At 62.2% G+C, this 18,898-nt stretch carries 22 protein-coding genes; all 22 read left to right on the top strand.

All coding sequences use genetic code 11. The features are described 5' to 3' along the window. Window position 1 precedes the first annotated feature (1 nt). The 22 genes from PG879_RS01745 to PG879_RS01640 all read left to right on the top strand — a co-directional run bounded on the left by PG879_RS01745 (window position 2) and on the right by PG879_RS01640 (window position 18,810). Window positions 2-877 carry a MinD/ParA family protein gene (locus PG879_RS01745; RefSeq protein ID WP_041215585.1) on the top strand — a complete coding sequence of 292 codons (876 nt, stop codon included), beginning with the start codon at window positions 2-4 and terminating at the stop codon, window positions 875-877. Then, a complete protein-coding gene (locus PG879_RS01740) occupies window positions 870-1,589 on the top strand; it encodes an RNA polymerase sigma factor FliA (protein ID WP_041212632.1) in 720 nt (239 codons plus the stop codon). Before PG879_RS01745 ends, PG879_RS01740 begins: the two co-directional genes overlap by 8 nt. 122 nt (window positions 1,590-1,711) lie before the next feature. Next, on the top strand, window positions 1,712-2,083 hold the full coding sequence (gene cheY, locus PG879_RS01735) for a chemotaxis response regulator CheY (protein ID WP_425278782.1): 372 nt from the start codon (window positions 1,712-1,714) through the stop codon (window positions 2,081-2,083). Between the two features lie 12 nt (window positions 2,084-2,095). Then, entirely contained in the window at window positions 2,096-2,836 is a 741-nt protein-coding gene (locus PG879_RS01730) for a protein phosphatase CheZ (protein WP_010673935.1), read from the top strand. Between the two features lie 11 nt (window positions 2,837-2,847). Continuing rightward, window positions 2,848-4,998: a chemotaxis protein CheA gene (locus PG879_RS01725; protein ID WP_143237234.1), complete on the top strand. Its 2,151-nt coding sequence runs from the start codon at window positions 2,848-2,850 to the stop codon at window positions 4,996-4,998. A gap of 31 nt (window positions 4,999-5,029) precedes the next feature. Next, complete coding sequence (locus PG879_RS01720) at window positions 5,030-6,145, top strand: protein-glutamate methylesterase/protein-glutamine glutaminase (RefSeq protein WP_143237235.1); 1,116 nt, start codon at window positions 5,030-5,032, stop codon at window positions 6,143-6,145. 2 nt (window positions 6,146-6,147) lie between these two features. Then, window positions 6,148-6,885: a flagellar motor protein gene (locus PG879_RS01715; protein WP_042016381.1), complete on the top strand. Its 738-nt coding sequence runs from the start codon at window positions 6,148-6,150 to the stop codon at window positions 6,883-6,885. Window positions 6,886-6,887: 2 nt separating this feature from the next. Further along, the gene (locus tag PG879_RS01710) at window positions 6,888-7,796 is read left to right on the top strand and encodes an OmpA family protein (protein ID WP_210601746.1); all 909 of its coding nucleotides are present in this window, start codon (window positions 6,888-6,890) and stop codon (window positions 7,794-7,796) included. Between the two features lie 4 nt (window positions 7,797-7,800). Continuing rightward, window positions 7,801-8,595, top strand: coding sequence for a ParA family protein (locus PG879_RS01705; protein ID WP_010673940.1), 795 nt, complete (start codon window positions 7,801-7,803; stop codon window positions 8,593-8,595). Then, window positions 8,592-9,458 carry a chemotaxis protein CheW gene (locus PG879_RS01700; RefSeq protein WP_134996663.1) on the top strand — a complete coding sequence of 289 codons (867 nt, stop codon included), beginning with the start codon at window positions 8,592-8,594 and terminating at the stop codon, window positions 9,456-9,458. Before PG879_RS01705 ends, PG879_RS01700 begins: the two co-directional genes overlap by 4 nt. 69 nt (window positions 9,459-9,527) lie before the next feature. Next, window positions 9,528-10,016 carry a chemotaxis protein CheW gene (locus PG879_RS01695; RefSeq protein ID WP_010673942.1) on the top strand — a complete coding sequence of 163 codons (489 nt, stop codon included), beginning with the start codon at window positions 9,528-9,530 and terminating at the stop codon, window positions 10,014-10,016. 71 nt (window positions 10,017-10,087) lie between these two features. After that, window positions 10,088-10,474 carry a DUF2802 domain-containing protein gene (locus tag PG879_RS01690; protein WP_010673943.1) on the top strand — a complete coding sequence of 129 codons (387 nt, stop codon included), beginning with the start codon at window positions 10,088-10,090 and terminating at the stop codon, window positions 10,472-10,474. A 219-nt stretch (window positions 10,475-10,693) separates the two neighbouring features. After that, on the top strand, window positions 10,694-11,329 hold the full coding sequence (ccmA, locus tag PG879_RS01685) for a cytochrome c biogenesis heme-transporting ATPase CcmA (protein WP_039039903.1): 636 nt from the start codon (window positions 10,694-10,696) through the stop codon (window positions 11,327-11,329). Between the two features lie 3 nt (window positions 11,330-11,332). Further along, entirely contained in the window at window positions 11,333-12,001 is a 669-nt protein-coding gene (gene ccmB, locus PG879_RS01680) for a heme exporter protein CcmB (RefSeq protein WP_128271629.1), read from the top strand. 166 nt (window positions 12,002-12,167) lie between these two features. Then, window positions 12,168-12,908, top strand: a complete 741-nt coding sequence (locus tag PG879_RS01675; protein ID WP_010673946.1) for a heme ABC transporter permease — start codon at window positions 12,168-12,170, stop codon at window positions 12,906-12,908. 2 nt (window positions 12,909-12,910) lie between these two features. After that, window positions 12,911-13,117, top strand: a complete 207-nt coding sequence (gene ccmD / locus PG879_RS01670; RefSeq protein ID WP_039039901.1) for a heme exporter protein CcmD — start codon at window positions 12,911-12,913, stop codon at window positions 13,115-13,117. Further along, window positions 13,114-13,605: a cytochrome c maturation protein CcmE gene (ccmE, locus tag PG879_RS01665; RefSeq protein ID WP_010673948.1), complete on the top strand. Its 492-nt coding sequence runs from the start codon at window positions 13,114-13,116 to the stop codon at window positions 13,603-13,605. The genes ccmD and ccmE overlap by 4 nt, the downstream gene beginning before the upstream one ends. Before the next feature lie 79 nt (window positions 13,606-13,684). Next, entirely contained in the window at window positions 13,685-15,640 is a 1,956-nt protein-coding gene (locus tag PG879_RS01660) for a heme lyase CcmF/NrfE family subunit (RefSeq protein WP_043154498.1), read from the top strand. Then, window positions 15,637-16,167: a DsbE family thiol:disulfide interchange protein gene (locus tag PG879_RS01655; protein ID WP_010673950.1), complete on the top strand. Its 531-nt coding sequence runs from the start codon at window positions 15,637-15,639 to the stop codon at window positions 16,165-16,167. The genes PG879_RS01660 and PG879_RS01655 overlap by 4 nt, the downstream gene beginning before the upstream one ends. A gap of 10 nt (window positions 16,168-16,177) precedes the next feature. Continuing rightward, complete coding sequence (locus PG879_RS01650) at window positions 16,178-16,660, top strand: cytochrome c-type biogenesis protein (RefSeq protein ID WP_143237236.1); 483 nt, start codon at window positions 16,178-16,180, stop codon at window positions 16,658-16,660. Beyond that, window positions 16,657-17,919 carry a c-type cytochrome biogenesis protein CcmI gene (gene ccmI, locus PG879_RS01645; RefSeq protein ID WP_143237237.1) on the top strand — a complete coding sequence of 421 codons (1,263 nt, stop codon included), beginning with the start codon at window positions 16,657-16,659 and terminating at the stop codon, window positions 17,917-17,919. Before PG879_RS01650 ends, ccmI begins: the two co-directional genes overlap by 4 nt. A 78-nt stretch (window positions 17,920-17,997) precedes the next feature. Continuing rightward, on the top strand, window positions 17,998-18,810 hold the full coding sequence (locus PG879_RS01640) for an MlaA family lipoprotein (protein WP_029314176.1): 813 nt from the start codon (window positions 17,998-18,000) through the stop codon (window positions 18,808-18,810). Window positions 18,811-18,898 lie beyond the last annotated feature (88 nt).

The following is an 18,898-nucleotide window of genomic DNA, read 5'->3' as shown; positions in this document are numbered from 1 at the left end:
CATGTATATGGATCAGGCGAGTGGTCTGCGCAAAATGCGTCAAAACAATCGAGTGAAAGTGATCGCCGTGTCCGGAGGCAAGGGGGGCGTCGGCAAGACCAACGTGACCCTGAACGTGGCGGGAGCCATGGCCGCCCAGGGCAAGCGGGTGTTGGTGCTGGACGCCGACCTTGGCCTGGCCAACGTCGACGTCATGCTGGGGCTGAGGGTGCATCGCAACCTCTCCCATGTGCTGGCGGGGGAATGCACCCTGGATGACATCATCGTCGAGGGGCCCTACGGCATGATGATAGTGCCGGCCACCTCGGGTACCCAGTCCATGGTCGAGCTCTCCCCGGTACAACATGCCGAGCTCATCCGCGCCTTCAGCGAGATGAAGACCCAGGTGGACGTGTTGCTGGTGGACACGGCGGCGGGGATTTCCGACATGGTGCTGAGCTTCACCCGCGCCGCCCAGGACATCATGGTGGTGGTGTGCGATGAACCCACCTCCATCACGGATGCCTACGCGCTCATCAAGATCCTCTCCAAGGATCACGGTGTGTTCCGCTTCAAGGTGGTGGCCAACATGGTCCGCTCCCTGCGCGAGGGGCAGGAGCTGTTCGCCAAGCTGACCCGGGTCACCGACCGCTTCCTGGATACCTCCCTGGAGCTGGTGGCCTGCGTGCCTTACGACACCAACCTGCGGGCCGCGGTGCGCAAGCAGAAACTGATAGTTGAGGCGTTTCCAAAATCCCCTGCCGCCCTGGTATTTCGTGCCCTGGCGAACAAGGCGGCGAGCTGGCCCATCCCGAATCAGCCGGGCGGCCACCTCGAATTTTTCCTGGAAAACTTGTTGCAAAAGCCGGTCATAACACAGGAAGACTCCCGTGAATAAAGCCCAAGCATACTTGCGTCATCAGGATTCCTACGTGCTGGTCGAGCGACACGCTCCGCTGGTCAAGCGGATTGCCCAGCATTTATTGGCTCGCCTGCCAAGCAGTGTCTTGCTGGATGACCTGATCCAGGCAGGTATGATTGGGCTGCTCGAAGCTTCCCGCAACTTTGACGGCAGCAAGGGCGCCAGCTTTGAAACCTATGCCGGCATCCGCATCCGTGGTGCCATGCTCGACGAGATCCGCCGTGGGGACTGGGTGCCCCGCTCGGTGCACCGCAACAGCCGTGCCATCGCAGAAGCGATCGAGAACGTGGAGCAGGCCCATGGCCGGGATGCCAGAGACACCGAGGTGGCCGCCAATATGGGGGTGTCCCTCGGGGAGTACCATGCCATGCTGCAGGATGTCTCCTGCGGCAAGATCATCGGCATTGAGGATCTGGGCGTCAGTGAAGATGTCATCGGTCATCCCGATGACGGCAACGGTCAGGGAGGATTCGACGATCTGGCGGCCGAACGCTTCCAGGGGGCTCTGGCCGAGCACATCGCCCGCCTGCCGGAGCGGGAGGCGCTGGTGCTCTCCCTTTATTACGATGAAGAGCTGAATCTGCGCGAGATCGGTGAAGTATTGAGTGTGAGTGAGTCTCGGGTGAGCCAGATTCATAGTCAGGCCATGCACAGGCTGCGCGCCCGTTTGCGAGATTGGAATTTATAAGTGGTTGTACTGGCTACACTGGAGCACAACTCTAAGGCATAATCCGCACCATAAAACCTGCGATCTGCATCATGTAAGTGAGCCGTCTTGGCGGCTATTTAGGAGGAACTTTGGACAAGAACATGAAAATCCTCATCGTCGATGACTTTTCAACGATGCGCCGGATTATCAAGAACTTGCTGCGTGACCTGGGATACAACAATACCCATGAAGCAGACGATGGCAACACGGCGTTGCCGATGCTGAAAAATGGCGACTTCCAGTTCGTGGTCACCGACTGGAACATGCCCGGCATGCAGGGCATCGACCTGCTCAAGGCGATTCGCCTCGACGACAAGCTCAAGCACCTGCCGGTTCTGATGGTGACTGCCGAAGCCAAACGCGAGCAGATCATCGAAGCCGCCCAGGCCGGGGTCAATGGCTATATCGTCAAGCCGTTCACCGCTGCCACCCTCAAAGAGAAGCTCGACAAAATCTTTGAACGTATCGGCTAAGGAGCGGCAGGGATGAAGGCCAAAACGAGTGCCATGATCTCGCTTGACCAGGCAAGGATGCTGGTTGCCCACCTGGAGCGGGAAGAGTTTGAACAGGCCGATACCATCCTCGCCGATGTGTGCGCCCCCAATGCGGCGGCCCTGTTTGACAAGGTGGGGCAGCTGACCCGCCAATTGCACAACTCATTGCAGGATTTTCGCCTGGATCCCAGGATCCCCGACCTGGCCACCCATGAGATCCCGGATGCCCGGGAGCGTCTGAGCTATGTCATCGACATGACGGACAAGGCGGCCAATCGCACCATGGATGCGGTCGAGGCAAGCCTTCCCATCGCCGATCGACTCAACGACAACATTCAGCTGGTCATGCCCAACTGGAATGCCCTGATGAGCCGGGATCTCGAGCTGGGTCAATTCAAGGCGCTGTGCCATCAACTGAATGATTTTATTAAGGCTTCTGAGACGGATGCCGATAAGTTACGACAACTGCTGACGGAAATTCTGATGGCTCAGGATTTCCAGGACCTGACCGGTCAGATGATCCGCAAGGTGATCAAACTGGTGCAGGAAGTTGAAACGAAGTTGATAGAGATGCTGACCATGTTCGGTGAGGGCGTTAGCGACAATTCGGCACGTAGCCTGCCAGCGAGCGGCATCGAGGCGGAAGGCCCCATCATGAACCCGCAGACCCGCTCAGATGTGGTCAATGGTCAAGATGATGTGGACGATCTGCTGTCTAGCCTGGGATTCTAATGGAGTGACGCATGGCCTTCGAAGTTGATGAAGACATACTGCAAGACTTTTTGGTCGAAGCATCAGAAATATTGGAACAGTTGTCTGAACAACTGGTCGACTTGGAAAAGCGGCCCGATGACAAGAACCTGTTGAACGCCATCTTCCGCGGCTTCCACACCGTCAAGGGGGGAGCGGGCTTCCTCTCCCTCACCGAACTGGTGGATGTCTGTCACGGTGCCGAGAACCTGTTCGACATGCTGCGCAACGGCAAGCGGACCCTCAGTGCCGAGCTGATGGATGTCATCTTGCAGGCGCTGGATGCCATCAACGTCATGTTTGCCCAGGTCCAGAACCGCGAAGAGATAAGCCCCGCTTCTCCCGATCTGCTGCACGATCTGCACGAGCTGTGCAAGCCGGAAGGGCAGGAGCAGCTGCGTACCGCCAGCGTGGCGGCCCAGCCAGCACCCGAGCCTGAGCCCGAACCAGAACCCGAGGTCATCGCCGAGGTGGCGCCTGTCGCCGTCAATGGCGGTGGCTCCATCGACGAGATCTCCGCCGACGAATTTGAACGCCTGCTCGATGAGCTGCACGGTGTCGGCAAAGCGCCGACGGTCTCTGCCGCCCCCGTGCTGAGCGGTTCAGGTGACATCACAGACGACGAATTCGAAGCCCTGCTCGACCAGCTCCATGGTCAGGGCCAGCACGGTGGTGCCCCCGATCTGGCCCCCCTGCAGTCGGTCCAGAAAGAGGTGGACGAGCTCATCGACGACGATGAGTTCGAGCGCCTGCTGGATGAACTGCACGGCCGTGGGCAGGGGCCCCAGCACAGTCTGGCATCTGCTCCTACGCCCGCTCCCGAACCCAAGGCTCCGGCACCCGCTGCCCCCGCAGCCCCGGTGACGCCGCCCAAGGCGCCAGTGGCCGCCAAACCCGCGCCGGCAGAGCCCCCAGCGCCAGCCAAGGCCGCCCCTGCCAAGCAGGCCGCTCCCGCCGAGAGCAGCGCGGTACAGAGCGATACCACGGTGCGGGTGGATACCAAGACCCTGGACGTCATCATGAACATGGTGGGCGAACTGGTGCTGGTGAGAAACCGCCTGGTGAGCCTCGGCATCGCCAGCAATGACGAAGAGATGTCCAAGGCTGTCGCGAACCTCGACGTCGTGACCGCCGATCTGCAGGGCGCGGTCATGAAGACCCGCATGCAGCCTATCAAGAAAGTATTCGGCCGCTTCCCGCGTGTGGTGCGCGACCTGGCTCGTACCCTCAAGAAGGAGATCGAGCTGGTGATGGTGGGTGAGGACACGGATCTGGACAAGAACCTGGTGGAGGCCCTGGCCGACCCCCTGGTTCACCTGGTGCGCAACTCCTGCGACCATGGCGTCGAGATGCCGGACGTGCGCGAGAAAGCGGGCAAACCCCGTCAGGGTACCATCACCCTGAGCGCCTCCCAGCAAGGGGACCACATTCTGCTCTGCATCGAGGATGACGGCGCAGGGATGGACCCGGAGAAGCTCAAGTCGATCGCCATCAGCCGTGGCGTGCTCGATGCTGACAGCGCGGCGCGCATGAGCGACAACGATGCCTACAACCTGATCTTCGCCCCCGGCTTCTCCACCAAGTCGGAGATCTCCGACATCTCCGGCCGTGGAGTGGGCATGGACGTGGTGAAGACCAGCATCGTCAGCCTCAATGGCTCGGTGCACATCGATTCCACCTGGGGCAAGGGCACCCGTCTCGAGATCAAGGTTCCCCTGACCCTGGCCATTCTGCCGACCCTGATGGTGGAGGTGGGTCAACAGACCTTCGCCCTGCCCCTCGGTTGCGTGAATGAAATTTTCCACCTGGATCTGAAAAAGGCCAACGTGGTGGATGGCCAGCTCACCATCATCGTCCGTGACAAGGCGATTCCGCTGTTCTACCTGCACAAGTGGCTGGTACGCGGTGCCGGCAAGACGGCCCGCCAGGACCAGGGCCACGTGGTCATCGTCCAGATCGGCACCCAGCAGGTCGGCTTCGTGGTAGACAACCTCATCGGTCAGGAAGAGGTGGTGATAAAGCCCCTGGACAACCTGCTGCAAGGTACCCCCGGCATGGCCGGCGCCACCATTACCAGCGACGGCGGCATCGCCCTCATTCTGGATGTGCCCAGCCTGCTCAAGGCCTATGCCCGTCGCCACTGAGCGCCAGGCTCAAGGAGTTAAAAGAATAACAATGGCAGTCAAGGTATTAGTGGTCGACGATTCGAGTTTCTTCCGCCGCCGGGTCAGCGAAATCATCAATCAGGATCCCCTGATGACGGTGATCGACACGGCCCAGAACGGGCGGGAGGCGGTAGACAAGGCGCAGCAGTTGCGGCCAGACGTCATTACCATGGACATTGAAATGCCGGTGCTCGACGGCATCAGCGCCGTGCGCGAGATCATGGCCAAGTGTCCGACCCCCATCCTGATGTTCTCCTCCCTGACCCACGAGGGAGCCAAGGCAACCCTGGATGCGCTGGATGCGGGCGCCCTCGATTTTCTGCCCAAGAAGTTTGAAGACATCGCCCGCGACAAGGACGAAGCCGTCAACCTGCTGCAGCAGCGGGTCAAGGAGATCGCCCGCAAACGCTTCCTGATGGCCACCCGGCCCCGAGCCCCCGAGCCTGCCGTCCGGCCCGCCGTCACGGGGGCCCTGAATCGTCCCTTGGCCGAACGCCAGCCCGAGCCTGCGCGGGCAGCGGCGGCTCCCGCCGCGTTCAAGCGCAGTGGCAAGAGTTACCAGCTGGTTGCCATCGGTACCTCCACCGGCGGGCCGGTGGCACTGCAGAACGTGCTGACCAAGCTGCCGGGAGATTTCCCTCATCCCATCCTGCTGATCCAGCACATGCCGGCCACCTTCACCGCTGCCTTTGCCGCCCGCCTCAACGGGCTGTGCCAGATAGGGGTCAAGGAGGCGCAGGATGGCGACGTGCTCAAGCCGGGTCAGGCCTATCTTGCCCCCGGTGGCAAGCAGATGTTGCTGGAAGGGCGCGGGCCCGGTGCCCGTCTTCGCATCATCGATGGCAATGACAAGGTCAACTACAAACCCTGCGTGGACATTACCTTCGCCTCCGCCGCCAAGACCTATGGCGACAAGGTGCTGGCCATCGTCCTGACCGGCATGGGCGCGGATGGCCGCGACGGTGCCCGTCTGCTCAAGGAGCAGGGGGCGACCATCTGGGCGCAGGATGAAGCCTCCTGCGTGGTCTATGGCATGCCCCAGGCCGTTGCCAAGGCGGGCATAGCAAGCGAATCCCTGCCGCTGGATCGGGTGGCCCAGCGCATTCTGGTCGAGTTGGGTCGCTGACCATGGGCATGCTCGGCCTGGTGCTGGCGCTGGGGGCCGTCGCCATCGCCCAGTGGTGGCATGGCGGGAGCCTGCTGACCCTGCTGGATGGCCCGGCCTTTGTCATCGTCGTCGGGGGAACCTGGGGGGCGGTGATCTTGCAGACTCCCCGCAGGTACCTGCTCAGTGCCCTGAGGCAGGCAACCTGGATGCTGTTTCCGCCGCAGCTGGATCTTGCGGAGCAGGCCGAACGCCTGAAGGCGTGGGCCCAGTTCGCCCGCCAGCAAGGCTTGCTGGCGCTGGAAAACCAGGCCGAGGCCGAGCCCGATCCCTTCACCCGCCAGGGGCTTTCCATGATTGTGGATGGCGTCTCCATCGAGGATATCCGCAGCTTGCTGGAGGCGGACATCGACATCGAGCAGGAGCGCAACGAGCACTCGGCCAGGGTGTTCGAGTCCATGGGGGGGTACAGCCCCACCATCGGCATCATCGGGGCCGTGATTGGCCTCATCCAGGCCATGTTTCATCTGGAGGAGCCAGGCACCCTGGGGGCGGGCATTGCCGTGGCCTTCGTCGCCACCATCTACGGGGTGGGCTTTGCCAACTTGCTCTATCTGCCGATTGCGAATCGGTTGCGCGCCTTCCACTACCATTACGGCCTCTATCAGGAGATGACCCTGGAGGGGCTTCTGGCCATCGCCCACGGGGAGAACGGCCCGCAGGTTGAAAGGCGGTTACGGGCTTATCTGAAAGGGGAGTAGCCATGCGCAAGCGCTATCGTTTGCACCTGCAAGGGCGAGAGCATCTCGATCGCTGGCTGGTCTCCTATGCCGATTACATGACGCTCATCTTCGCCCTTTTCGTGGTGCTCTACTCCGTTGCCATCGTCAACAAGGAGGAGTACCGCGCCGTCATCGAGGGCATGACCCAGGCCTTCAACCAGGCGCCGCGCAGCGATGGCCTGCTGGAAGGACGGGGCAATTCCTTGCTGGACAACCCGGTGTCGGCCGCCCCCAGCCTGCTGGAGAGCAAGGCCTCTGCGTCCCCCTCGCGTGCCCCCATCACGGGTACGCCCGTCTCGCAAGATGGCACGGCTCTTGCGCAGATCGACATGCAGATCCAGGAGTCCATGGGCGCCCTGGTCGATGCGGGGGTGGTGAAGCTTGCGCAGGATGACAACTGGCTGACGGTGGAGTTGAGTTCAGGTCTCCTGTTCAACAGTGGCAGCGCTTTTCTGGGTAACAATGCCGCCCCTGTGCTCGATACGCTTTCAGGTATTCTCAAACCGGTCGATAACTATGTCAGGGTGCGGGGCTACACGGATAACCAACCGATAAACAACGAAATTTTCCGCTCCAACTGGACATTGTCAGCGGCCCGCGCCGAGGCAGTGCTCAATGCCCTGGTGGGCAAAGGGGTGGCTCCCGGTCGGCTCGCCTACGAGGCGTACGGAGAGTTTTCCCCCTTCGTCGACAATGGCACCGAGCAGGGACGATTACAGAATCGCAAGGTGGTGGTCGCCATATCCAGGTTCGCCTGGGTGCCGCCAGCCCCCGTCAAACCGCTGACGGTGGCACCGGTGCAGGACGCACCGCAGAGTGTCGACAGTGAAAAGATCAGGGTGATCGCGCTGCCCGGTGGGGGCATACGCATAACAACAAGGCAGGATTGATACAGTGATTGTTTGGACGGTTGCCAATCAGAAAGGTGGAGTCGGTAAAACCACCACGGTCGTCTCCCTGGCGGGCATTCTGGCCCAGCGTGGCCAGCGGGTACTGCTGATCGACACCGACCCCCACGCCTCCCTGACCTCCTATCTCGATTTCGACTCGGACAGGCTGGAAGGCACCCTGTACGAGTTGTTCCAGGCGGCCAAACCCAGCGCCGAGCTGGTCAACCGGATGACCCTCAAGACCCGATTCGAGAACATCAGCCTGCTGCCCGCCTCGATTACCCTGGCCACGCTGGATCGGGTGATGGGCAACCGGGAAGGGATGGGGCTGGTGCTCAAGCGCGCTCTGCTGCGGGTGCAGGATCAGTTCGACTACGTGCTCATCGACTGCCCGCCGGTGCTGGGGGTCATGATGGTGAACGCGCTGGCGGCCTGCGATCGCATCCTGGTGCCGGTACAGACCGAATTCCTGGCCCTCAAGGGGCTGGAGCGGATGATGAAGACCTTCGAGATCATGCAGCGCTCCAAGCGGGAGAAGTTCCGCTACACCATCATTCCGACCATGTTTGACAAGCGTACCCGCGCCTCCCTGATGACATTGCAGTCCATCAAGGAGCAGTATGGGGAGGCGGTGTGGAATGCGGTCATTCCCATCGACACCAAATTCAGGGATGCCAGTCTGGTGCACATTCCTCCCTCCATCTATGCACCGGGCAGCCGGGGCACCTATGCCTATGAGACCCTGCTCAACCATCTCGACGCGCTGGAGCGTCAACGGACCCAGGAGGTGATGCCGTGAGAGAGACCACCCAGGTTCGGGCCATGGACGACTATTTCCACTCCCTGCTGCTGGACGATGCCCTGCTGCGGGAAGATCCCGAAGACGAAGCACCGGCCCCTGCGTTGCAACGTCAGACCGTCGCCGTGCCGGAGGTGGCTGCCACCCCCTATCTTGAAGCCGATACCCGACTGGCCCAGCTGAGCGAGCTGCTTGCCCAGGTGGGACAGGTCCAGTTCGAGATGGATGCCCTGAGCCACGAAGAGGTGCATGTCGAACCATTCCAGCTCGAGGCGGAGGTGGTTGACAGTGAGCCTCTGGTCGCCCTGGCAGAGCCGGTGGTGGAAGCCGTGGCGGAGGAGGTCGAGCCCGTCGCCCTCGCGGTGGCAGAACCTGCGCCCGCCCTTGAGGCGGCGCCCGCACCGTCGACCTGGGAGAACCTGGATACCGGCAACGAGTTTCAGGCGCTCTTCTTCGACGTGGCCGGGGTGACGTTTGCGGTGCCTCTGACCGAGTTGGGGGGCATCCATCAACTGGGGGAGGTGACCTCTCTCTTCGGCCAGCCGGGCTGGTACAAGGGGATCATGACCTCCCGCGAGCAGAAGATGAACGTGGTGGACACGGCCCAGTGGGTCATGCCGGGTCAGCATCTGGAGATGGACGATTACAAATATCTGATTATGCTGGGAGAATCACCCTGGGGATTGGCCTGTCACCAGTTGAAGGGCACAGAACTGCTGCACCGGGACCAGGTGAAGTGGCGCCATCAGGAGGGCAAGCGCCCCTGGTTGGCCGGCATGGTCAAGGAGAAGATGTGTGCCCTGCTGCACGTCAGGGAGCTCTTGCTGCTGCTTGGCCGGGGCGTGAACATCGAAGGCCGCTGACAACATCGGCATCGCCATGGTTTTATTGCTAATTTTACCCGTTGACGGGTTCATACAAGGATCAAGAAGATGACAGAGAAGCGCAATATTGCACAGAATCTGGCCGAAGACGAAGTGCTGCAGTGGGTGACCTTCCAGTTGGAAAACGAGACCTATGGCATCAACGTGATGCAGGTTCAGGAAGTGTTGCGCTACACCGAGATCGCTCCGGTCCCGGGTGCACCTGACTACGTGCTGGGTATCATCAACCTGCGTGGCAACGTGGTGACCGTCATCGATACCCGCTCCCGTTTCGGCCTGCCGGCCGGGGATGTGAGCGAGAACTCCCGCATCGTCATCATCGAGGCGGAGAAGCAGGTGATCGGCATCATGGTGGACAGCGTGGCCGAGGTGGTCTATCTGCGCTCCTCCGAGATCGATGCCGCCCCGGCGGTGGGCACCGAGGAGAGCGCCAAGTTCATCCAGGGCGTCAGCAACCGTGACGGCCAACTGCTGATCCTGGTGGATCTCAACAAGCTGCTCTCCGACGAAGAGTGGGAAGACATTGGTTCCCTGTAACAGGGACGGGAACGTGCGGACGGGGGCGATGGCACCTGTCCGCCTCCCTGTGACGGTAAGGTGATGGTTTGATGATTGAATTTGCAGCCTTGGGGTTGTCCTTGCTCGCACTGGTGCTGGCCCTTTACGGGATCCTGGGGCACCGTCGTCGCCAGCGAGAGTCCGAGGCCAGGGTGGAAGCGCTGCAGGGGCAGCTCGAGAGTCTGCGCAAGCAGATGATGGAGTTGCACACGGGCGCAATCGGCATGGGTCAGCGTCTGCAAGCCGCAGAAGGGGCCATGCAGAAGATCCACGACAGCCAGCAGGAGCTGACGTTGCAGGATCCGGAGCGCCGCCTCTACAGCCGCGCCGCCAAGATGGTGGAGCTTGGTGCCGATCTGGACGAGGTGATGAGCGAGTGCGAGTTGCCCCAGGCGGAAGCGGAGCTGCTTATTTCCCTGCGAAAGGGACGCAGCTGACGGATGTGTCGCGGGGAGGCCGGTGCCTCCCCGCTTTCTGTTCGGCCCGTGGCCACCTCTTTCTTGATGCCGGGACAGTGGATAATCCTTTGGCATCAATCTCTTTGGTGGGGGCGCGATCTTCCCCACAAATCCTGTTGATTATTGGCATCTTTGAAAAGACGCCTCCGGATCCTGTGTTAAGATACAGGCCGCCTCATTTTCAACGATTACATCCCCATGCTGCTTCAAGCGAACAATCTGAGCTGCGTGCGTGAAGATCGCACCCTGTTTGAACATCTCTCCTTCGCGGTGCGTGCCGGGGATTTGATGCAGATTGAGGGTCCCAACGGGGTGGGCAAGACCAGCCTGTTGCGCCTGCTCACCGGCCTCTCCCAGCCCTTTGCTGGCGAGGTGTGCTGGAATGGGGAGAATATCCGCCATTGCCGGGATGAATACCACGCCAGCCTGCTTTACCTGGGCCATCAGCCCGGCGTCAAGGCGACCCTGACCCCCCTTGAGAATCTCTCCTTCTACCAGAAGCTTCATGGCCCTGCCGGGGACGGCGTGGATCTCTGGCGGGTGCTGGCCCAGGTCGGCCTCGCCGGTTTCGAAGACTATCCCGCGGGGCAGCTCTCCGCCGGGCAGCAGCGACGGGTGGCGCTGGCCAGGTTGTGGCTGAGCGAGCGACCGGCGCTCTGGATCCTGGACGAGCCCTTCACCGCCATCGACAAGCAGGGGGTCAGGGTGCTGGAGCAGTTGTTCCTCGCCCACGCGGACAGGGGGGGCATGGTGGTCCTTACGACCCACCAGGATCTGACCCTGATGCAGGGACGGCTCAAGACCCTCTCCCTGACCTCGCTGTTGCAGGAGTAGCCCATGCTGCGCGCCGTCATACACCTTATTCACCGCGAGTTGCTGATGGCCCTGCGCCAGCGCGCCGACATCTTCAACCCGCTCTGGTTCTTCCTCATCGTCATCACCCTGTTTCCATTGGGGATCGGGCCCGAGCCCCAGTTGCTGGCCCGCATCGCTCCCGGCATCATCTGGGTGGCGGCCCTGCTGGCGGCCATGCTCTCCCTGGAGCGGCTGTTTCGTGACGACTTCAGTGACGGCGCCCTGGAGCAGATGATGCTGATGCCCCATCCCCTGGGGTTGCTGGCCCTGGCCAAAGTGATCGCTCACTGGTTGCTGACCGGTCTGCCGCTGTTGCTGGTCTCCCCCTTGCTCGCCATCCTGCTCTCCCTGGAGCTGAAGACCTATGTGGCCGTGGTGGCAACCCTGGCGCTCGGTACGCCGGTGCTGAGCCTGCTCGGGGCGGTCGGAGTAGCGCTGACCGCAGGGCTGCGCAAGGGGGGCGTGCTGCTCAGCCTGTTGTTGCTGCCGCTCTATATTCCGGTGCTTATCTTCGCCACGTCCGCCATCGACGCGGCGAGCATGGGACTGCCCTATGCCGGTCAGCTCGCCATCCTGGGGGCCATGCTGGTGGGGGCATTGACCCTGACGCCCCTGGCTATCTCGGCGGCGCTTCGGGTGAGTGTCAACTGATTGATTTGGTGAAAAGATTTTCGTTTGAAGCCTTGTTAGGGGCGAGATAGTTGAGATAGATCAAGGGGATGGCTGCTTATTGCTTTCGGGGGATATGATGTTTTTCCCCCATGGGTATGGTAGCCCTCGCCACTTAAAAATTAATAACTGAAAGGTTTCGTGAGCTATGTGGAAATGGTTGCACCCTTATGCCAAACCCGAGCGCGCCTATGGGCTGGCCGGCACCCTGCTGCCCTGGTTTGCCGTGACAAGCCTGCTCGCCTTCATCATCGGCACCGTCTGGGGGCTGGCTTTCGCACCCGCCGATTACCAGCAGGGCGACTCTTTCAGGATCATCTATATCCATGTGCCCTCCGCCATCCTCTCCATGGGCGCCTACTCCACCATGGCGGTGGCCGCCTTCATTGGCCTGGTGTGGCAACTGCGCATGGCAGACATGACGGTGGCGGCCATCGCCCCGGTGGGGGCCGTCTTCACCTTCATCGCCCTCTTTACCGGCGCCGCCTGGGGCAAACCCATGTGGGGCACCTGGTGGGTGTGGGATGCCCGGCTCACCTCCGAGCTCATCCTGCTGTTCCTCTATCTGGGTGTCATCGCCCTCTACAACGCCTTCAGCGACAAGGTGGTGGCGGGCCGCGCCGCCGGCATCCTGGCGCTGGTCGGGGTGATCAACCTGCCCATCATCCACTACTCGGTGGAGTGGTGGAACACCCTGCACCAGGGGGCCACCATCACCAAGTTTGACAAACCCTCCATCTCCCCCGAGATGCTGTGGCCGCTGCTCATCATGATCCTGGCGTTTGCCGCATTTCTCGGTGCCCTGACCCTGATGCGTTTTCGCAATGAGCTGCTGATGCGGGAGTGGCACCGCCCCTGGGTCGCCGACATCGCCAGGCAGGAGAAGTAAGCATGCACTTTGCCTCGTTCAGTGATTTCATGGCCATGGGAGGCTATGCCTTCTACGTCTGGCTCTCCTTCGGTCTGACCCTGCTCTGCCTGGTCGGCATCGTCATTTCCACCCGGTTGAAGACCCGCAGCCTGCTTGGCGAACTGCGCAACAAGCAGGCTCGGGAGGCACGCCGCAAGGCGGCCCAGCAGATGGAGAACACCCTATGAACCCGCGCCGCAAGAAACGCCTCACCATCATCCTGGCCATCAGCCTGGGCCTTGCCAGCGTGACTGGCCTGGTGCTCTATGCCCTGAGCCAGAACATCGACCTCTTCTACACCCCGAGCGAGCTGGTGGAAGGGAAGGGGCCGGAGAAGATCAAGCCCGAGGAGGGGCAGCGCCTGCGCATCGGTGGCCTGGTGGTGCCGGGGTCTGTGGTGCGGGATCCCCAGAGCCTCAAGGTAGCCTTCAAGCTGGTGGACAACGGCGGCCATCTGGTGACGGTGGAGTTTGACGGCATTCTGCCGGACCTGTTCCGCGAGGGGCAGGGCATTGTCGCTCAGGGCACCCTCAAGGATGCCACCACGGTCGCCGCCTTCGAGGTGCTGGCCAAGCACGACGAGAACTACATGCCGCCGGAAGTGGCCGACGCCACCAACGGCATGCACTTCAAGCCCGAATACACAGAGGCGCAGTTGCAGGGAGCCAAGCAATGATGCCGGTATGCGCCAAGAATTCACTTCTTTATGCCGCCAAATCGGCAGGTTTCTCTGTGCAATCGAGAGGGAATAGTCAATGATCCCGGAATTAGGGCAGTTCTCACTGATCCTGGCCTTCGCCACCGCCCTGCTGCTGGGCAGTTACCCGCTGATCGGGGCCCATCTCGGTCGTCTTGGCATGATGTCGGCGGCCCGCCCGCTCGCCTACAGCCAGTTCCTGCTGCTGCTGCTGTCGTTTCTCTGTCTCACCTGGGCCTTTATCGACAACGACTTCACCGTGCAGTACGTGGCCACCAACTCCAACAGCCTGCTGCCCCTGCAATACCGCATCTCGGCGGTATGGGGAGCCCATGAAGGCTCGCTGCTGCTCTGGGTGCTGACCCTGGGGGGCTGGACGGCGGCGGTGGCCCTCTTCAGCCGTCGCCTGCCGCTCGATGCGGTGGCGCGGGTACTCGGGGTGCTCGGCCTTATCTCGGTGGGCTTCACCGCCTTCGTGCTGTTCACCTCGGATCCTTTCACCCGCACCCTGCCGTATTTCCCGGTGGACGGGCGGGATCTCAATCCGCTACTGCAGGATCCCGGTCTCATCTTCCACCCCCCCATGCTCTACATGGGCTACGTGGGCTTCTCGGTGGCCTTCGCCTTCGCCATCGCCTCCCTGATGACGGGGCGTCTGGACGCCACCTGGGCGCGCTGGTCCCGTCCCTGGACCATGGCGGCCTGGGTCTTCCTGACGCTGGGCATCGTGCTCGGCTCCTGGTGGGCCTATTACGAACTCGGCTGGGGTGGCTGGTGGTTCTGGGATCCGGTGGAAAACGCCTCCTTCATGCCCTGGCTGGCGGGCACGGCCCTGCTCCACTCCCTCGCGGTGAGCGAGAAGCGCGCCACCTTCAAGGCCTGGACCGTGCTGCTGGCGCTCTCGGCCTTCTCCCTGAGCTTGCTCGGCACCTTCCTGGTGCGTTCCGGCGTGCTGGTGTCGGTCCATGCGTTTGCCTCGGACCCGACCCGGGGTCTGTTCATCCTGGGCTTCCTGCTGGCGGTGATAGGCAGCTCCCTATTGCTGTTCGCCTTCAAGGGCTCCCAGGTGAAGAGCCACGGCAAGCATGAGCTGTGGAGCCGGGAGACCCTGCTCCTTGGCAACAACATCCTGCTGGTGGCGGGCCTGCTCACCGTGCTGCTCGGCACCCTGCTGCCCCTGGTGCACAAGGAGCTGGGGCTTGGCAGCATCTCCATCGGCACCCCCTTCTTCAACCACATCTACAGCTGGCTAATCATCCCCTTCGCCCTGCTGCTGGGGGTGGGCCCCCTGTTCCGCTGGCGCCGCCAGGATCTCGGTGAGCTCAAGGGCAAGGTGATGCTCGCCCTGGTGCTGAGCCTGGCCGCGGCTCTGCTGTTGCCCAAACTCTTTGCCGAGGCGTTCAAACCCTGGGCTGCGCTCGGTATCGGCCTTGGCGTCTGGATCATCGTCACCAGCGTGCAGGAGACCTGGGCGCGGGCCACCCACAAACACGGTTTTGCCACCGGCGTGCGCAAGCTTGGCAACAGCCACTGGGCCATGATCCTGGGGCACGTGGGGCTCGCGGTCAGCATCATCGGCATCGCCTGCACCCAGAACTACAGCATCGAGAAGGACCTGCGGATGCAGGCCGGCGATCGCGTCCAGTTCGCCGATTACGAGTTCGTCTTCACCGGCATCAAGGAGAAGAACGGCCCCAACTACGACGGTTTCAAGGGCGTGCTGGAAGTGCACCAGGATGGCAAGCAGGTAGCCCTGCTCAAACCTGAGAAGCGGATGTACACCGTGAGCCGCATGCCGATGACCGAGGCGGCCATCGATGCGGGGGTTACCCGGGATCTCTATGCGGCGCTCGGCGAGCAGCTCGACAACGGCGCCTGGGCGGTACGGATCTACTACAAGCCCTTCGTGCGCTGGATCTGGTTCGGCGGCGTCTTCATGGCCCTCGGCGGCGTGCTGGCCATGCTGGACAAGCGCTACCGCTTCGGACGTCGTGACGAGGAGGCCAAGGCATGAGCAAGAAGACCTGGCTCTATCTGCTGCCCTTCATCATCTTCCTGATGGGGGCCGTGTTTCTGTTCAAGGGGCTCTACTCCGATCCCACCAAGCTCGAATCCGTGATGGTGGACAAGGAGGTGCCCGTGTTCACCCTGCAGGACATCTATGACCTGGGCAAGCAGCACGACAGGAGCATCCTCAAGGGGCGCCCCATGCTGCTCAATGTCTGGGCCACCTGGTGCCCGACCTGTTACGGAGAACACACCTACCTCAAGGAGCTGGCGGGGCAGGGGATCTACATCGTCGGCATGAACTACAAGGACGAGCGTGACAAGGCCATCAAGTGGCTGGCGGAGCTTGGCAACCCCTACCAGATCAACCTCTACGATCCGGACGGCATGCTGGGGCTGGATCTCGGTGTCTATGGCGCGCCCGAGACCTTCTTCATCGACAGCCAGGGCATCATCCGCTATCGCCACGTGGGGGACATCAACCCAGACGTCTGGGCCAGTACCCTCAAACCCATCTTCGATGCCATGAAGTGAGGCCTCCCCGATGAAAACACTGATTGCATCCCTGTTGCTGCTGGCCGGTCTCGTCTGCGCCGGACAGGCCCGCGCCGCCATCGATGTCTACACCTTCGAGAGCGACGCCCAGGAGCAGACCTTTCGCGAGCTGACTAAGGAGCTGCGCTGCCCCAAGTGCCAGAACCAGGACATCGCGGATTCCAACGCCGGACTTGCCAAGGATCTGCGGGACAAGACCTACCAGATGGTGCGCGAGGGCAAGGAGAAGCAGGAAGTGGTGGACTACATGGTGGCCCGCTACGGCAACTTCATTCTCTATGATCCCCCCCTGATGGCCTCGACCCTGATCCTCTGGCTTGGCCCCTTGCTGGTCATCGTGATTGGCGTCGTCACCGTGGTGGTGCGAAGCCGCCGCCATGCCCCTGCTCCCTTGCAACAGTCTGAAGGCACCCTGAGTGCAGAAGAGCAGGCCAGGCTGTCCGCCCTGCTCAAAGAGGAAGAGAAACCATGACCCCATTCTGGATACTGGGTGCGGCCCTGCTGGTGCTGGCGAGCCTGGCGCTGATCGTGCCGCTGTGGCGCGGCGAGGGCAGGCAGAGCATCAGTCGCTCGGCCCTCAACAAGCAGCTCTATCGCCAGCGCCTGCTGGAGATAGGGGAGGAGCGGGAGCAGGGGATACTGGCGGAGGAGCCGGAATCCCTGGTGGAGCTGCAGCGCAGCCTCCTGGACGACATTCCCGACGTGGAGCAGACCGCCCGTGGCGGCAAGAGCCTGATCTGGATCCCCGGTGTGCTGGTGCTGGCGGTGGTGAGCATCGGCCTCTACGCCAAGCTCGGCGCCTGGCAGGAGGTGAGCCGCTGGCAGGATGCCAGCAGCCGGTTGGGGGAGCTCAGCAATCGCATCCTGGTGGAGCGCGACGCCCGGGTGACCGAGCAGGATCTGCTGGACTTCACCCTGGCCCTGCGAACCCAGCTGAAACAAGAACCGAACGACTACCGTGGCTGGCTGCTGCTGGGACGTCTGACCCTGGATGGCAATGATCCCGAGATGGCCCGCGAGGCGCTGGAGCGTGCCTACGCTCTCGCGCCCCAGAAGGCCATGGTGGCGGTGCCCTATGCCCAGGCCCTGATGATGACGGGGGAGGAAGCCCGTGCGGATCAACTGTTGCAGGCGGTCATTACCGAGGACCCGGCCAACATCGAGGCTCGCTCCGTCCACGCCTTCATGGCCCTGCAAAAAGAGGATTTCCAGACCGCCCTCGACCGCTGGCAGGGGATGTTGCCGCTGCTGGAGCCGGGCTCGGCCCGCTACACCATGGTGGAGCGCTCCATGGAGTACGCCAGGCAGCAGCTTGGCCAGCGTGGCATCGCCGTGACTACCCCGTCTGCCGAAGGCCAGGCACAAGCCGGGGTGCTGGCGGTGAAAGAGGGGGAGTTCCCCCTGCACATCACCCTGGCGCCGGGCATCAAGATGCCGGAAGATGCCCATCTGTTCGTCTTTGCGGTGATCCCCAACGGTCCGCCCATGCCCATCGCGGTCAAGCGCATTGCAGGCCCGCATCTCCCGCTCACCCTCTCCCTGGGGGACGGGGATGCCATGATGGAGGGGAGCAAGCTGGCGGCCCATGCCGAGCTGCAGTTCAAGGCGCGCCTCTCCCGGGGCGGCAACGTCATGAACAAGGAAGGCGCCTTTGAAGGGGTTTCGGTCACCGTGCCGACCAGCACCATCCCCACAGCGCCGATTGACATCCGCATCGATCACGCCCTCTAATATGCTTTTGGCCCACCCCTTGGGGTGGGCCCCCTGTATAATTCATATCAATACCCAAAAAAATCTTAGGACTTTCATATGTATCTGCGTTCAGGAGCATTGGCGGTGGCATTGCTGCTCGCGGGCTGTGCGGGCGGCCCTCCCAAGCCGGGCCCGGAGAGCCTGGATCTCGGCGAGACCCCGAGCCGCCCCGGGGCATCCAGCACGGCCAGCGATCCTCGCGACCCCTTCCAGGGGCCCAACCGTGCCATGTGGGCCGTCAACTATGACGTGCTGGAGCCCTATGTGGCGCGCCCCGTGGTACACGGCTATGCCCGCTATGTCCCGCAAGGAGTGAGGGACAGCATAGAGAATTTCGTGGACAACTTCGACGAGCCGAGCAGCATGGTAAACCACCTGCTGGTGGGGGATCTGAAAGGGGCCGGTACCAACCTGGGCCGCTTCACCCTCAACACCACTGTGGGCCTGCTCGGTCTGTTCGACGTGGCCAAGCATGCGGGCCTGGCTCGCAACACGCTGGAGATGGACACCGTGCTCGGCAAGGCCGACATCGGGGATGGCGCCTATCTGATGGTGCCGGTCTACGGTCCCACCACCACCCGGCAACTGGTTGGGGATACCATCGATACCATCTACTTCCCCTATGCCCTGCTGACCTTCCCGCTGAAGGTGGTGCACTGGGCGCTGGATGGCCTCGGTACCCGCTCCAAGCTGATCGATCAGGAGCGCATCATCGACAACGCGCTGGATCCTTACGCCCTGACCAAGGACTTCTACTTGCAGTACAACGATGGCAAGGTGACGGGCCGCAAACCCGAGCTCCAGGAGCAGAAGCCAGAGGCGGCGGATGATGGCAACCTCGACGATTACATGGACGAGATAGACCAGTAAGCACGGTCATCTTCCACAAGGCGCCTGCGGGCGCCTTTGTTGTCGATGGCAGGTGTTCGACCATAAAAAACGCCCCGCAAGTGCGGGG

It is taken from the genome of Aeromonas sp. QDB63, from assembly GCF_027707425.1.
GTDB lineage: Bacteria > Pseudomonadota > Gammaproteobacteria > Enterobacterales > Aeromonadaceae > Aeromonas > Aeromonas caviae.
This window is presented reverse-complemented; position numbering and strand designations above follow the sequence as displayed.

Bases quoted from the DNA above. Each gene is read 5' to 3' on its own strand.
- ccmD (WP_039039901.1), top strand. From the start codon at position 12,911: ATGCACTTTGCCTCGTTCAGTGATTTCATGGCCATGGGAGGCTATGCC.
- PG879_RS01725 (WP_143237234.1), top strand. From the start codon at position 2,848: ATGGCCTTCGAAGTTGATGAAGACATACTGCAAGACTTTTTGGTCGAA.
- PG879_RS01745 (WP_041215585.1), top strand. From the start codon at position 2: ATGTATATGGATCAGGCGAGTGGTCTGCGCAAAATGCGTCAAAACAAT.
- PG879_RS01695 (WP_010673942.1), top strand. From the start codon at position 9,528: ATGACAGAGAAGCGCAATATTGCACAGAATCTGGCCGAAGACGAAGTG.
- ccmE (WP_010673948.1), top strand. From the start codon at position 13,114: ATGAACCCGCGCCGCAAGAAACGCCTCACCATCATCCTGGCCATCAGC.
- PG879_RS01675 (WP_010673946.1), top strand. From the start codon at position 12,168: ATGTGGAAATGGTTGCACCCTTATGCCAAACCCGAGCGCGCCTATGGG.
- PG879_RS01650 (WP_143237236.1), top strand. From the start codon at position 16,178: ATGAAAACACTGATTGCATCCCTGTTGCTGCTGGCCGGTCTCGTCTGC.
- cheY (WP_425278782.1), top strand. From the start codon at position 1,712: ATGAAAATCCTCATCGTCGATGACTTTTCAACGATGCGCCGGATTATC.
- PG879_RS01655 (WP_010673950.1), top strand. From the start codon at position 15,637: ATGAGCAAGAAGACCTGGCTCTATCTGCTGCCCTTCATCATCTTCCTG.
- ccmB (WP_128271629.1), top strand. From the start codon at position 11,333: ATGCTGCGCGCCGTCATACACCTTATTCACCGCGAGTTGCTGATGGCC.
- PG879_RS01660 (WP_043154498.1), top strand. From the start codon at position 13,685: ATGATCCCGGAATTAGGGCAGTTCTCACTGATCCTGGCCTTCGCCACC.
- ccmA (WP_039039903.1), top strand. From the start codon at position 10,694: ATGCTGCTTCAAGCGAACAATCTGAGCTGCGTGCGTGAAGATCGCACC.
- ccmI (WP_143237237.1), top strand. From the start codon at position 16,657: ATGACCCCATTCTGGATACTGGGTGCGGCCCTGCTGGTGCTGGCGAGC.
- PG879_RS01730 (WP_010673935.1), top strand. From the start codon at position 2,096: ATGAAGGCCAAAACGAGTGCCATGATCTCGCTTGACCAGGCAAGGATG.
- PG879_RS01720 (WP_143237235.1), top strand. From the start codon at position 5,030: ATGGCAGTCAAGGTATTAGTGGTCGACGATTCGAGTTTCTTCCGCCGC.
- PG879_RS01715 (WP_042016381.1), top strand. From the start codon at position 6,148: ATGGGCATGCTCGGCCTGGTGCTGGCGCTGGGGGCCGTCGCCATCGCC.
- PG879_RS01690 (WP_010673943.1), top strand. From the start codon at position 10,088: ATGATTGAATTTGCAGCCTTGGGGTTGTCCTTGCTCGCACTGGTGCTG.
- PG879_RS01710 (WP_210601746.1), top strand. From the start codon at position 6,888: ATGCGCAAGCGCTATCGTTTGCACCTGCAAGGGCGAGAGCATCTCGAT.
- PG879_RS01640 (WP_029314176.1), top strand. From the start codon at position 17,998: ATGTATCTGCGTTCAGGAGCATTGGCGGTGGCATTGCTGCTCGCGGGC.